This is a genomic window from Alishewanella sp. d11 (assembly GCF_049390205.1).
Lineage (GTDB): Bacteria > Pseudomonadota > Gammaproteobacteria > Enterobacterales > Alteromonadaceae > Alishewanella.
Genome location: NZ_CP186547.1, coordinates 28,763 through 40,871, shown reverse-complemented (window position 1 = coordinate 40,871; position 12,109 = coordinate 28,763). Strand labels below are relative to the sequence as shown.

11 protein-coding genes and 6 tRNA genes are annotated in these 12,109 nt (G+C 46.7%); 12 read left to right on the top strand and 5 right to left on the bottom strand.

Annotation, left to right across the window (positions count from 1 at the left end; all coding sequences use genetic code 11):
• The first annotated feature begins 7 nt into the window (after positions 1–7).
• Positions 8–1,339, top strand: a complete 1,332-nt coding sequence (locus ACO1PK_RS00180) for a replication-associated recombination protein A (protein ID WP_423186672.1) — start codon at positions 8–10, stop codon at positions 1,337–1,339.
• Between the two features lie 197 nt (positions 1,340–1,536).
• Positions 1,537–2,826 carry a serine--tRNA ligase gene (gene serS, locus ACO1PK_RS00175; RefSeq protein ID WP_423186671.1) on the top strand — a complete coding sequence of 430 codons (1,290 nt, stop codon included), beginning with the start codon at positions 1,537–1,539 and terminating at the stop codon, positions 2,824–2,826.
• A gap of 3 nt (positions 2,827–2,829) precedes the next feature.
• On the opposite strand, the gene ACO1PK_RS00170 is transcribed toward serS, so the two are convergent.
• The 5 genes from ACO1PK_RS00170 to ACO1PK_RS00150 all read right to left on the bottom strand — a co-directional run bounded on the left by ACO1PK_RS00170 (position 2,830) and on the right by ACO1PK_RS00150 (position 4,950).
• A complete protein-coding gene (locus ACO1PK_RS00170) occupies positions 2,830–3,171 on the bottom strand; it encodes a TusE/DsrC/DsvC family sulfur relay protein (RefSeq protein ID WP_423186670.1) in 342 nt (113 codons plus the stop codon).
• Positions 3,172–3,195: 24 nt separating this feature from the next.
• A complete protein-coding gene (locus ACO1PK_RS00165; RefSeq protein ID WP_423186669.1) occupies positions 3,196–3,459 on the bottom strand; it encodes a DsrH/TusB family sulfur metabolism protein in 264 nt (87 codons plus the stop codon).
• Between the two features lies 1 nt (position 3,460).
• The gene (gene tusC, locus ACO1PK_RS00160) at positions 3,461–3,817 is read right to left on the bottom strand and encodes a sulfurtransferase complex subunit TusC (protein ID WP_423186668.1); all 357 of its coding nucleotides are present in this window, start codon (positions 3,815–3,817) and stop codon (positions 3,461–3,463) included.
• Positions 3,817–4,179, bottom strand: a complete 363-nt coding sequence (locus ACO1PK_RS00155; protein ID WP_423186667.1) for a DsrE/DsrF/TusD sulfur relay family protein — start codon at positions 4,177–4,179, stop codon at positions 3,817–3,819. The genes tusC and ACO1PK_RS00155 overlap by 1 nt, the downstream gene beginning before the upstream one ends.
• 102 nt (positions 4,180–4,281) lie before the next feature.
• Positions 4,282–4,950, bottom strand: coding sequence for a Bax inhibitor-1/YccA family protein (locus ACO1PK_RS00150; protein ID WP_423186666.1), 669 nt, complete (start codon positions 4,948–4,950; stop codon positions 4,282–4,284).
• 171 nt (positions 4,951–5,121) lie between these two features.
• On the opposite strand from ACO1PK_RS00150, the gene ACO1PK_RS00145 reads away from it, so the two are divergent.
• The 10 genes from ACO1PK_RS00145 to ACO1PK_RS00100 all read left to right on the top strand — a co-directional run bounded on the left by ACO1PK_RS00145 (position 5,122) and on the right by ACO1PK_RS00100 (position 12,008).
• Positions 5,122–5,212: transfer RNA gene (locus ACO1PK_RS00145), tRNA-Ser, on the top strand.
• A 209-nt stretch (positions 5,213–5,421) separates the two neighbouring features.
• Positions 5,422–5,512 (top strand) — tRNA-Ser (locus tag ACO1PK_RS00140).
• 304 nt (positions 5,513–5,816) lie between these two features.
• A complete protein-coding gene (gene uvrY / locus ACO1PK_RS00135) occupies positions 5,817–6,467 on the top strand; it encodes a UvrY/SirA/GacA family response regulator transcription factor (RefSeq protein WP_423186665.1) in 651 nt (216 codons plus the stop codon).
• Positions 6,468–6,529: 62 nt separating this feature from the next.
• Complete coding sequence (gene uvrC / locus ACO1PK_RS00130; protein ID WP_423188247.1) at positions 6,530–8,347, top strand: excinuclease ABC subunit UvrC; 1,818 nt, start codon at positions 6,530–6,532, stop codon at positions 8,345–8,347.
• Between the two features lie 32 nt (positions 8,348–8,379).
• Positions 8,380–8,937 carry a CDP-diacylglycerol--glycerol-3-phosphate 3-phosphatidyltransferase gene (pgsA, locus tag ACO1PK_RS00125; protein ID WP_423186664.1) on the top strand — a complete coding sequence of 186 codons (558 nt, stop codon included), beginning with the start codon at positions 8,380–8,382 and terminating at the stop codon, positions 8,935–8,937.
• A gap of 147 nt (positions 8,938–9,084) precedes the next feature.
• Positions 9,085–9,160, top strand: a tRNA-Gly gene (locus tag ACO1PK_RS00120).
• 25 nt (positions 9,161–9,185) lie between these two features.
• A tRNA-Cys gene (locus ACO1PK_RS00115) sits at positions 9,186–9,259 on the top strand.
• Positions 9,260–9,292: 33 nt separating this feature from the next.
• Positions 9,293–9,379, top strand: a tRNA-Leu gene (locus ACO1PK_RS00110).
• A gap of 35 nt (positions 9,380–9,414) precedes the next feature.
• Positions 9,415–9,490, top strand: a tRNA-Gly gene (locus ACO1PK_RS00105).
• 241 nt (positions 9,491–9,731) lie between these two features.
• Positions 9,732–12,008 (top strand): YgiQ family radical SAM protein, encoded by a 2,277-nt coding sequence (locus ACO1PK_RS00100; protein ID WP_423188246.1) that lies wholly within the window; start codon positions 9,732–9,734, stop codon positions 12,006–12,008.
• Positions 12,009–12,109 lie beyond the last annotated feature (101 nt).

The window sequence follows — 12,109 nt, the reverse complement described above, 5'->3', positions numbered from 1 at the left end:
TTTAGCGATGACTAGCCTGCCATTCGATTTTTCAGACGATATTCGGCCCTTAGCTGCGCGGCTGCGCCCGCAGCTGCTGGCCGATTATGTTGGACAGCAGCATCTGGTTGCGCCGGGCACACCTTTATACAAAGCGATAACGGCTGGCAGGGTCTTCTCACTGATATTTTGGGGGCCGCCGGGTACCGGTAAAACCACGCTAGCAGAATTGATTGCTCAGCATGCCAATGCGGTGATGCAGCGTTTGTCGGCAGTGACTACGGGCGTGAAAGATATTCGCGATGCCATTAGCGAAGCGCAGCTACGCCAGCAGCAATATCAGCAGCGCACCTTGTTGTTTGTCGATGAAGTACACCGCTTTAATAAAGCCCAACAAGATGCCTTTTTACCTTATATTGAAGATGGCACCATTATTTTTATTGGTGCGACCACCGAAAATCCTGCGTTTGCCTTAAATAATGCGGTGCTATCACGCGCGAGGGTGTGTGTACTAAAACCGCTTAGCGAAGCGGATTTACAGCAGGTGTTGCAGCGGGCGTTAACTAACATCCCTGCAGGGTTAGGCGCACTTAAGCTAACCATTGCGGCTGATGCTGAACGCTTACTGTTGCAATTAAGTGCGGGCGATGCGCGGCGTTTGCTCAATGTGCTGGAGCAAATTGCCGAGTTAGCTGAACCAGCAAGTTGTATCAGTGTGCAACTAGTGCAGCAAGTCGTGCCGCAGCAGCTTGCCGGTTTTGATCGCGAAGGCGATTTATTTTATGACTTAATTTCGGCTTTTCATAAGTCGGTTCGAGGCTCGGATCCGGATGCGGCGCTGTATTGGTATGGTCGCATTCTGGCGGGAGGCGGTGATCCTTTGTATGTGGCCAGACGCTTATTGGCGATAGCCAGCGAAGACATTGGTAATGCAGATCCGCGCGCCTTAACCTTGGCACTCAATGCCTGGGATACCTTTTCGCGCGTTGGGCCAGCCGAGGGCGAGCGGGCTATTGCGCAGGCCGCGGTTTATCTTGCCTTAGCGCCTAAAAGCAATGCTGTTTATCAGGCTTTTAACCGCGTTAAGCAACATATTGCACAGCAGCCTGACTATCCGGTGCCGCTTCACCTACGTAATGCCCCGACCGCGCTGCAAAAACAATTAGGACATGGTGCTGAATACCGTTATGCCCATAATGAACCTGGCGCTTATGCTGCGGGTGAGCGTTATTTGCCCCCTGAATTATGGCATGAGCAGTTTTATCACCCCGTTGAGCGTGGCATGGAAAAACAGCTAGCAGAAAAACTGCGTTATTTACGTCAGTTAGATAGTGACAGCCCCACCAAGCGGCAACCTTAGTACTGGCTTGTTGCAAAACACCCTTGCTATATGCTGCGAGTAGATAAAATCGTGGAAAAGCATTTCAATTTCGCTGCGCACTGGGTAATATTCTGCCCTATTCGATTAATTACCGGCACGACTCCTTTGATCAATGCCAGCAAGCTATTGCTAAGGTTCAAGATAGAGGGGGAGGTTGGTCAAAAGAAGTTATTACTATGTTAGATCCAAAATTTTTACGTGCTGAGCTGGCGCAAACTGCTGAGCGTTTAGCCACCCGTGGCATGACTTTAGATGTGGATACCTTAACCACCTTAGAAGAGCAGCGTCGTGTGTTACAAATGGAAACACAAGAGCTGCAAAACCTGCGTAATACCAAATCAAAGGGGATTGGCCAGGCCAAAGCGCGTGGTGAAGATTTGGCGCCGTTACTGGCAGAAGTGGACGGTTTAGGCGCGGATTTAGATGCTGCTAAGCAGCGTTTAGATGCGGTATTAGCTGAGCTTGATAGTATTGCGCTGACCATTCCCAATTTACCGGATCTGTCGGTGCCGGTAGGTGCTGATGAAACAGAAAATCTTGAAGTTCGCCGTTTTGGTGAACCGACCACCTTTGATTTTGACGTTAAAGATCATGTTGCTCTGGGCGAGGCTTATGCTGAAGGACTCGATTTTGAGAGCGCAGTAAAATTATCAGGCTCACGTTTTGTGGTGATGAAAGGCCAGATGGCCCGTTTGCACCGTGCCTTAGCGCAATTTATGCTGGATGTGCATACAGAGCAGCATGGTTATACCGAAGTCTATGTGCCGTATTTGGTAAACCACGACAGCTTATTTGGTACGGGGCAACTGCCTAAATTTAGTGCTGACTTGTTTCATACTAAACCGGCAACCGAAGAGGGACAGGGCATGGCGCTGATCCCTACTGCCGAGGTGCCTGTAACCAATTTAGCGCGTGACAGCATTGTAGATGTGAGCGAGTTACCGTTAAAGTATACCGCGCATACTCCTTGTTTTCGCAGTGAGGCCGGCTCTTATGGCCGTGACACGCGTGGCTTAATCCGCCAGCATCAATTTGATAAAGTGGAATTAGTGCAATTAGTGCACCCAGAGTTATCGATGCAAGCGTTAGAAGCGTTAACAGGCCATGCTGAAAAAATTCTGCAGTTGCTTGGTTTACCGTATCGCGTGATGCTGCTTTGTACCGGCGATATGGGCTTTGGTGCCTGTAAAACCTATGATTTAGAAGTGTGGTTACCGGCCCAAAACACCTATCGTGAAATCTCTTCTTGCTCCAATATGGGCGATTTCCAAGCTCGTCGCATGCAGGCACGTTATCGTCCTGCAGAAGGGAAAAAGCCTGAATTACTGCACACCTTAAATGGTTCAGGTTTAGCGGTAGGCCGCACCTTAGTGGCTATTTTAGAAAACTACCAACAGGCAGATGGCTCGGTCGCTATACCTGCCGTATTGCAACCCTATATGGGCGGTAAAACCCACTTACGCTAGGTTTTACAAGCATTTAGCCGGTTTAGGTAAACCGGCTAAGCGGGTGGCCTGCTTGGCTGGGCCTTCAGGAAATAACATAAACAAGTATTTACTGTTGCCTTTATCGGGGCCAAATTTTGCCGCCATGGCTTTTACCAGCATGCGCACTGCAGGGGAGGTATTAAACTCCTGATAAAACGCCCTGACAAAAGTAATCACTTCCCAATGCGCTTCCGTCAGCGTTATATTTTCCAGTTCAGCAAAGCGCTCGGCTACTTTGGGCTGCCAGTCTGATAAGTGCTGTAAGTAGCCATGTTTATCTAATGCAAGTTTTACGTCGTCAAGCTGCAGGTAAAGTTGGTTCATCTATGTTGTTCTACTTATTCGGCATTAGCGCCATAGTATGGATTGCGCTGCGCTTGCGCTTAGTCTAACCCATTGTGAAGCACTAATAGGTTCAATATAGGGGGGAAGTGTAATTTGCCGCCACTGCACATCCGTCTCCAGTGCTACTATTTTACCCGGAAAAGGCAGGTCTGCTTGATAGGCTAAAAACACGGCGTCTTGTCGCAACAATAATAGATCTTCAGAACTGGCTAAAGCGGCTAGCTCGGCAATATTGGCACTGGGATTAATAAGGTTAAAGAGTTTCATGCTAGCACCGGATAATCTGTTGCGCTTGCGCCAGCTCTGCTTGAATATCGGCATGGCTAGCGACTATAAAGCCTTCTGGTAAAGGCATTGCTGTTAAGCCACGCGCTTGTAATGAAGCTGCGCAGACTATACAGCGCTCAATAGCATAGAGGGCGAATAGCCCAAAGCTTTTTTGAAACGCTTTTAATGGGTAAGGCTGCTCATCCCCCAAACTTAGCAGTTGATACACCGCATCTTCATGAAAAATCACTGTCACTTGGTGTTCAACCGCGGCTAACGCCAAAATTAGATCCAGCGTTTCACGCGCTTTTGCTTGATTAAAGGGGGAATGGCTTTGGATAATGGCAATATATTGCATCAAAATTGCACCAGTTTTGTGTTCGTTATACGCATGGCAAACTCCGCCAAACCAGCTGCAGTAAAGTAACTTTCTACGTTGGTGGCTATGCCGCGTTTTTCGGCCGCGGTCACACAATAAAGTAAGTCGATTTGCTGTTGTTGACAAAGTTTTGCGAGCATTGCCGCAAGATCAGGCTCATCACTGGGTAAATCAATGGCGTCAGATGCCGCAAAAACGGCATCTTCGTATAAAAATACTTGTTCAATAGCGAAACCTTCGGTGAGGGCTGCGGCTATAAACTGTATGGCACTGGCAAAGCTCTGGTTAGCAAAAGGGCTTTGCGTAAGTAATAAACTAAAGCGGGTCAAGGCTGTTTTCACCTGGCTGTTTGAATATTAAGAGGGTAAAAAAATACCCCGCAGTGCGGGGTATTTTAGCTTGCTTAGCGGTTAGGCGCAAAAATTATGCGCCCTGTAAGCAAATTAATCGTCACCACCCATAATACCTAACAGGCTTAACAAGTGAACAAAGATGTTAAACACATTCAGGTATAGTGAAACAGTTGCACGGATATAGTTGGTTTCACCGCCATTGATGATACGGCTAGTATCAAACAAAATTAAACCAGACATGATCATAATGATGGCAGCGCTAATCGCTAGGCTTAACGCTGGGATAGCTAAGAAAATATTCGCTAACGACGCCACTAATGCCACAATAAGGCCTACCATTAAAAAACCGCCCATAAAAGAGAAGTCTTTACGGGTAGTTAATACATAGGCAGACAAACTGAAGAAAATAATTGCTGTACCAGCCAGTGCTTGCATAATCAGACTAGCGCCGCCAGGGATGCCTGCGTAATAACTAAGCATTGGGCCTAACGAGGCGCCCATTAAGCCAGCAAAACCAAACACCCAGAAGATACCACTGGCTGAGTCGGCTTTTTTATTCACGACAAATAACATGATAAAACCACCGATCATACATACGATAGACGCAAGTGGTGAAATATTCATGGCAACGGCCAGTACTGCGGTGACAGCACTGAATGCGAGTGTTAACCCTAATAAAAAGTAGGTATTACGTAACACCTTGTTGATTTCAACACCCTGACTAAGGGTGCCGATATTACTGGTTTCTCTGTATGACATAATGTTGTCTCCTTGTACCGAGTTTTCTAGATTATTGACCGCATCATACTGATAAAGTTCCGATGACTCCAGTGTTATACGTTGCAAATTGGTTCGAAAATCACGCAGTTGAAAAAATTTTATGTTTTTTACTTTATTTTCTTATACAAAGTGATTAGTATACGCAGCGCTGGAGGGATGGCAGAGCGGTTTAATGCACCGGTCTTGAAAACCGGCGTAGGTTAATAGCCTACCGAGAGTTCGAATCTCTCTCCCTCCGCCACTTATTCTAAAAAAACCACCTTAATAGGTGGTTTTTTGCTTTTGGCGTCTCTGGCTGGCGATTGTTTACGTTCATAGAAAACGCCAGTTCACCTAGAAAATTGTTGAAAATAACAGCTTGTTGATGAAATTCTCGGCAAACGATTAAAAGTCATAACATTAGCGCTTTACAAGCAGTGGTTAACTTCTTTATGATGCCTGCCATAGCGCGGAGGGATGGCAGAGCGGTTTAATGCACCGGTCTTGAAAACCGGCGTAGGTTAATAGCCTACCGAGAGTTCGAATCTCTCTCCCTCCGCCACTTTCTTGTTAACACTTCAGTTTAGTCCTTCAGTAAAAACCCCTTGTGATCAGCATAATTTTGAACAGCAATCTCTTTGATTAACTCGTCATACAAATGACTTTTTCTTATCGTTATCGTTCATTTTTCTGTTTGCAGTTATCTGGCTTTCTGGCACACTTATCCGAAGTGAAAACGCGGCCAGTTTATCGTTATAGCCTTGGCAAAAGGCGGTGAGTAATCATAAACAGCTATTATTATAATTCTAAGTTCAGGTTGGCCTTGTTCCACCTCCTGAGCAAACCAGTATGACGGAGAAGCCAAGTTGATTAACGTATTGTTAGTTGATGATCACGAGCTTGTACGAACTGGGATTAGTCGCATACTAATGGATGAGCGCGGTATCAAGGTGATAGGCGAAGCCAATTCCGGTGAAGAAGCCATCCAGTTTTGTCGCCAGCATGAGCCTGATGTGGTGCTGATGGATATGAATATGCCTGGTATGGGTGGCATTACAGCCACCAAGCGTATCTTACATTACTGTCCTGATATTAAAATTCTGGGCTTGTCGATTTCTTGCGAAGAACCCGTACCGACCAAAGTGATGCAGTTAGGTGCTGCGGGCTTTATTTCTAAAAATTCTGCGCCAAAAGAAATGATCATGGCGATTAAAAAGGTCTATTCTGGTGCGCGGCACATCTCGGATGAGGTGGCGCAAAAAATGGCGTTGTCAAAGGTCAATAACCAACAAGCAAACCCGTTTGAAGGTCTATCTGATCGCGAATTGCAAATCATGCTGATGATTACCCAAGGGCAAAAGGTAACAGACATTGCCGAACAGTTGAACGTCAGTGCTAAAACCGTCAATTCTTACCGCTATCGAATGTTTGAGAAGCTGTCTATCAGTGGTGATGTAGAATTGACTCATATGGCTTTACGCCACGGTATGATTGATATTGCTAAAATTGCTCAATAAACCTCTGCCTTTTAAACAACACCTTGCCTTGGCAAGGTGGCATGTTGGTGCTTAACAAAACCATGTTTGATGCAAAAACCTTTCTGGCAAGGGTGCCACAACAGCCAGGCGTTTATCGCATGTTTAATCAGGCTGGTACGGTAATTTATGTTGGAAAAGCGAAAGATCTCAAAAAACGCTTAAGTAGTTATTTTCGACTGCAGGTTGATAGTATTAAAACGCGAGCTCTGGTGAGTCAAATTGCCAATGTCGAGTTTATTTTAACCCACAGTGAAACTGAGGCGTTAATCCTCGAAAATAATTTAATTAAGCAACATCTCCCAAAATACAATGTGTTGTTGAGGGATGATAAATCTTATCCCTACATTCTTATTACCGACCATAAGCATCCTAGGATCAGCTCGCATCGCGGGCCGCGTAAGCTGGCAGGCCAGTATTTTGGGCCTTACCCCAATGCCGGTGCGGTTTGGCAAAGTTTAAAAACACTGCAAAAGATTTTTCCGATTCGCCAGTGTGAAGACGGTTTTTATCGCGCTCGAACTCGGCCTTGTTTGCAATATCAGTTAAAGCTCTGTAGTGCGCCTTGTGTCGGCAAAATTTCCGATGCTGATTATGCCGAGCAGGTGCGACTTGCTGCATTGTTTTTAGCGGGCAAGAATCAGCAAGTGATTGATGATTTGGTTCAAAAAATGGCTGCCGCGAGTGATAGTTGGCAATTTGAAGCTGCGGCGACATATCGTGATCAAATTAGTGCGCTAAGGCGAGTACAAGAGCAACAACATGTGAGCGGAGAGCATGAAGAATTAGATGCTATTGGCTTTAGCTTGCAAGGACAAACGGCGGTTGTGCATGTGCTTTTTATTCGTGATCGGAAAATTCTCGGTAGCAAATCTTTTTACCCCAAGGTCCCACCGGAGACGGATGCCAGTGAAGTGTTGGCTGCTTTTGTGCTGCAATTTTATTTAAGTGGACACAGTGATCAGCATATCCCGACGGAAATAGTGTTACCGCAAGCGTTAAATGATGAAGATGCCGTAGCTGCAGCCATCAGTAAAATGGCTGAGCAGAAAGTGCGTTTTACCTATGCTAAACGCGGTGAAAAAGCCCAGTACTTGGCATTGGCACAGAAAAATGCCGAAATTGCCTTGGATAGCCGACAGTCACTGGCACAAAAAATGCGTTTACGTTATGCGTCGTTACAACAATTGTTGTCACTTGCTGAGCCGATTAGCCGCATGGAATGTTTTGATATTAGCCATACCATGGGGCAAGCCACGATAGCGTCTTGTGTCGTGTTTGATGGTGAAGGCCCGTTTAAACAAGAATATCGCCGTTACAATATCACTGGCATTACCGGCGGTGACGATTATGCGGCGATGCGTTTTGCGTTAGACAAACGCTATAGCAAACTGACCGATACCAGTAAGATCCCTGATATTGTGTTTATTGACGGCGGCCTAGGTCAGCTTAATATTGCTTTGGAGCAATTTAAAGATTGGCCGCATGCCAAAAAGCCCTTGTTGATTGGTGTCGCGAAAGGCGAGGGGCGTAAAGCGGGTTTGGAAACCCTGATACTTTGGGACAGTGGTCGTAGCCTAAATTTACCCGAAGATACACCAGCTTTACATCTGGTGCAGCAGATCCGCGATGAGGCGCACCGATTTGCGATAACCGGACATCGTAATAAAAGAGGCAAAGCCTTGATAAAGAGTCCGCTGGAAAATATTGCCGGTGTTGGTGAAAAGCGCCGCCAAGCGCTATTACAGTATTTAGGCGGTTTGCAAGGGGTGATGAAAGCCTCGGTGGCAGAACTTTGTACCGTGCCGGGAATTTCAAAACAACAAGCAGAAAAGATTTACCAAGCTTGTCATAACAAGTAGCATAGCAGCCATTAAGTTCGTGAGACCCTTTTATGTGGAATATTCCAAACCTGTTAACCCTGTTCCGGTTATTGCTGATCCCGGTATTTATCTTTTGTTTCTATTCTGGCTTGGAAAATGCGCGTTTTTGGTCGGCTCTGGTTTTTTGTTTGGCTGCAGTCACCGATGCGTTAGATGGCTACTTAGCCCGTAAACTGGAGCAATCTACGCCTTTTGGTGCCTTCCTTGATCCGGTGGCCGACAAGGTGATGGTAGCAACTGCCTTGGTACTGATCGCAGTCGAGATCCAAACGCTGTGGGTGATTATTCCAGCACTGATTATGATCAGCCGTGAAATTGTCATTTCTGCTTTACGTGAATGGATGGCTGGGCTTGGCAAGCGCGCGAATGTCGCTGTTTCTAATCTTGGTAAGTATAAGACAATCGCGCAAATGCTGGCGTTGATAGGGCTTATTTGGCAGCCGCAAATCACATTATTAGCGTGGTTTACCCCAGTGGGGATGATTTTACTGTATATCGCTACCGTGTTAACCCTTTGGTCGATGTATGAGTATTTACGTGCTGCTTGGAACGACTTGGCCAGCCATTAAGCGGGCAAGTTGCTGATAATCACAGCAAGTCAGTTACTTTTTAAGCAAACAGTCATAAAACTAAAAATTTAATATTGACGGATTTAATTAAAACAGTAGAATGCGTCTCGTGTTAAGGCAGTTGGTCTTGTAAAAGATCATAGCAACGCGAGTTTAGCTCAGCTGGTAGAGCGCGACCTTGCCAAGGTCGAGGTCACGAGTTCGAACCTCGTAACTCGCTCCAACTCCTCGGAGATGGAACAACTAGCGGCGGGTTGGCAGAGTGGCCATGCAGCGGATTGCAAATCCGTCCACCTCGGTTCGACTCCGGGACCCGCCTCCATTAACACAATGTTACAGCTACATAAAGTTGTCTGCCCGGGTGGTGAAATCGGTAGACACAAGGGATTTAAAATCCCTCGGGGGAAACCCCGTGCCGGTTCAAGTCCGGCCCCGGGCACCATTTAATACTTGCCAGAGGTATTAAATCATTGTTATGCGAGTTTAGCTCAGCTGGTAGAGCGCGACCTTGCCAAGGTCGAGGTCACGAGTTCGAACCTCGTAACTCGCTCCAGATTTTTGAAAAGCCGCTATTAAGCGGCTTTTTGCTTTTAAGCTCTGCACTAAAACTGTTATCTAAGCCTTTGACCGTTTCGTCACTGTTTGCGCGGCTAACTAAAGTGTCTGCCGATTTACCCTGCTATATTCGCCTTTCCTCTATACTCCTTGTATAATGCGCGCCCATGTTTCAGTCAGGTGTTTAAATTATGTCCACAGCTCATTCTGTTTCCCGCAAATCTGCTCCTGTAGCAAGGATGGCACCTGATCGTGATTTATTTTCTTATCCCAAATATTGGGCAGAGTGCTTTGGTACTGCGCCGTTTCTTCCCATGTCTCGCGCCGAAATGGACGAGCTGGGCTGGGATAGCTGTGATGTCATTTTAGTGGTGGGTGATGCCTATGTTGATCACCCCAGCTTTGGGATGGCAGTAGTGGGACGCATGTTAGAAGCGCAGGGCTATCGAGTCGGACTGATCTGCCAGCCGGATTGGCATAGCAAAGATGACTTTATGCGCTTGGGGAAGCCGAATCTGTTTTTTGGTGTGTCAGCCGGTAATATGGATTCGATGATCAACCGTTATACCGCCGATAAAAAACTGCGGCATGATGATGCGTATACTGCGGGTGATATTGGCGGTAAAAGACCAGACCGCGCAGTAACGGTGTATACCCAGCGCTGTAAAGAAGCCTATAAAGAGGTGCCGGTCATTATTGGCGGTATTGAAGCTAGCTTGCGGCGTATTGCTCATTATGATTATTGGTCAGAAAAAGTGCGCCGTTCGGTCATTTTCGATGCCAAGGCCGATATTTTAATTTATGGTAACGCTGAGCGGCCATTAATTGAAGTTGCCTACCGCATTGCCAGCGGCGTGCCAGTCAGTGAAATTCAAGATGTACGCGGCACTGCGGTTATTCGCAAAGAAGCTTTACCCGGCTGGCGCGGTGTCGACTCTACTGCGCTAGATAAAATCGGCAAAATTGATCCTATCCCCAATCCCTATGGCGCCGATGATGTCGGTTGTAGTAGTTACTCAGAATTTGCTAAAGCCGGTATTGATTTAACCAAGCCAGTTGAAGTGGAAGCTAAACCCATATTAGTACAACCGGCCCGGCAAAAACCGTGGGAGCAAACCTACGTAAAACTGCCAGCCTTTGAGCAGGTGAGTGTTAATAAACCCTTGTATGCGCATGCGTCGCGGATTTTACACCAAGAAACCAACCCAGGTTGTGCTCGCGCTATTATGCAGCGCCATGGTGATCGACATATTTGGGTCAATCCACCGGCTTTTCCGTTAAGCACCGAAGAGATGGATTTAGTGTTTGGCTTGCCGTATCAACGGGTACCGCATCCGGTGTATGGCAAGGCGAAAATCCCTGCTTATGAGATGATTAAAACCTCGGTCAATATTATGCGTGGCTGCTTTGGTGGCTGTTCATTCTGTTCTATTACTGAGCATGAAGGTCGGATTATTCAAAGTCGCTCGAAAGAGTCGATTATGCAAGAGATCAAAGATATTCGTGACAAGGTGCCGGGTTTTACTGGCGTGATCTCTGACTTAGGTGGCCCGACCGCCAATATGTATCGGTTAAATTGTAAAAATCCGAAAGCGGAGCAAACCTGTCGTCGCCCATCTTGTGTCTATCCGACCATTTGTGAGCATATGGATACCGATCAAAGCCCAACGGTTGAACTATACCGTGAAGCCCGCAATTTACCGGGCATTAAGAAAGTATTGGTCGCCTCCGGTGTACGTTACGATTTAGCGGTAGAAGATCCGAATTATGTGAAAGAGTTGGTGCAGCATCATGTCGGTGGCTATTTAAAAATCGCCCCTGAGCATACTGAACATGGTCCTTTATCAAAAATGATGAAACCGGGTATGGGTGCGTACGATAAATTTAAAGAAATGTTTGACCGCTTTAGTAAAGAAGCGGGTAAAGAGCAGTATCTGATCCCGTATTTTATTGCCTCGCACCCGGGGACTACCGATCTGGATATGATTAATCTGGCGCTATGGTTAAAAGAGCGTGATTTCCGGCTTGATCAGGTACAAAATTTTTACCCCAGTCCAATGGCCAATGCCACGACGATTTATCATACGGAAATGAATTCGCTGAAAAATATTAACAAAGCGAATACGGAAGTGGTGGCAGTGCCGAAAGGCGAGCGGCAGCGGCGCTTACATAAAGCGATTTTACGTTACCATGATCCAAAAGGTTGGCCGATGATCCGCGAAGCGCTGATCCGCTTAAAAATGCAGCATTTGATTGGTCGTGGTAAAGAGTGCTTAGTCCCACCAGAAACTAAAGACGAGCTACTGCAAAAACCGCAGCGCGGTGGTAAGCCGGCGTTAACGCGGCATACTGGCTTAAATCCAGCAGCAAAAGCCACGGCGAAAACGCATAAGGGCACCGCGCCAACTAAAGCGAAAGCAGGCCAAGCGGCGTCTAAGCCTGCTAGTCAAGTGCCAGCAAAAGGCAAAGCCACCTCTCAAGGTAAACCGGCTTCCAGAACTAACCGCCAAGGCTAGTTTCTCCTACAATGTTATCCCATGTTATCCACCGGTCTCCGGTACCGGTAAGAGCTCAGAGCTCCGGCCGGTACCGGAGACCGGTGGATAAGTTTTAGTTC